This is a genomic window from Thermoactinomyces mirandus (assembly GCF_013868055.1).
GTDB lineage: Bacteria > Bacillota > Bacilli > Thermoactinomycetales > Thermoactinomycetaceae > Thermoactinomyces > Thermoactinomyces mirandus.
The window spans coordinates 1-1,408 of sequence record NZ_JACEOL010000059.1; the positions used below are offsets into that span (position 1 = coordinate 1).

Sequence of the window (1,408 nt, forward strand, 5' to 3'; positions counted from 1 at the left end):
CCTGAGGCTGTTGACAAAAGAAGGTCAACAGCCTTTTTTTGTTGAATTGAAACAAAAAAGCATTCCGAAGGAAGGTTTCACTATGTTCAGAACCAACACATCCAGAGAATTTCAACAAGAAACCGTCAACATAGAGGACCTTGTTCCTCAAGATCATCTGTTAAGAAAAATCAATGAAACAATTGACTTTTCGTTTATCGCCGATAAATGTCGGCCGTTGTATTGCAAAGACAACGGTCGCCCTTGTATTGATCCTGTCATGTTGTTCAAAATTTTACTCATTGGGTATCTGTTTGGCATTCGCTCTGAAAGACGCTTGATTGAGGAAATTAAAGTAAATATTGCTTATCGCTGGTTTGTAGGGCTTTCCTTGACAGATCCGGTTCCTCATCACTCCACTTTCAGCCAAAACCGCCGCCGGCGGTTTCAACAGTCTCAAATTTATCAAGAGATTTTCGATGAAATCGTCATTCAGGCGATTCAACACGGATTTATTGAAGGTAAACAATTGTTCAGCGATTCCACTTTCTTAAAAGCAAACGCCAGTAAAAGTAAATTCAAGAAACAAAAGGTCACGGTTACCCCAAAAAGCTACATGGAAGAGCTGGAGAAAGCCATTGACCAAGACCGGATCCGGCATGGAAAAGATCCGTTAAAAAAAACAAGTAAAATTGGAGGAAAAAGAAATCCGGATCAGCACAACCGATCCGGACAGCGGGTACATGGTTCGTGACGGAAAACCGGAGGGCTTCTTTTACCTGGATCATCGAACAGTAGATGGAAAATACAATTTCATCACGGATGTTTTCGTTACACCCGGTAATGTTCATGACTCCATCCCGTACCTGAAACGTTTGAATCGACAGATTAACCGGTTCGACTTCCTCGTTGAGGAAGTCGCATTAGACGCCGGATATCTCACTATACCCATCTGTCAGGAACTGATGAAACGAAATATTTTTACAGTGATTGCTCATCGGCGTTTCCGACCGAAAAAAGGCCTTTTTCATAAATGGCAATTCAAGTACATACCTGAACAAGATGTATATCTTTGCCCCGCCAAGCATGAACTCCGCTATTCAACTACAAATCGCTCAGGATACCGCGAATACAAGTCAAATCCAAATGTGTGTCAGAACTGTCCGTTTCTCTCCCGTTGTACTCGCTCCAAAACCTTTCAAAAGGTTGTGACCCGCCATGTGTGGGAAAATGCCAAAGAGTGGGTTCGAAAAAACCGTTTAAGTGAAAGAGGAAAACAACTATACAAACGACGTAGCGAAACCATTGAGCGCAGCTTCGCTGACGCAAAAGAACTACATAGTCTTCGCTATGCACGTTACAGGGGGCTTGCCAAAGTCAAAGAGCAATGCCTCCTTACTGCCATGGCCCAAAATGTTAAAAAACTAGC

1 protein-coding gene is annotated in these 1,408 nt (G+C 42.7%); it reads left to right on the forward strand.

The genetic code is table 11. The features are described from left to right. Positions 1-82 precede the first annotated feature (82 nt). A protein-coding gene (locus H2C83_RS15095; RefSeq protein WP_181742028.1) for an IS1182 family transposase occupies positions 83-1,408 on the forward strand; the annotation gives its coding sequence in 2 pieces (ribosomal slippage) (positions 83-657 and positions 656-1,408; 1,328 coding nt annotated over the 2 pieces). This gene is flagged as partial in the annotation.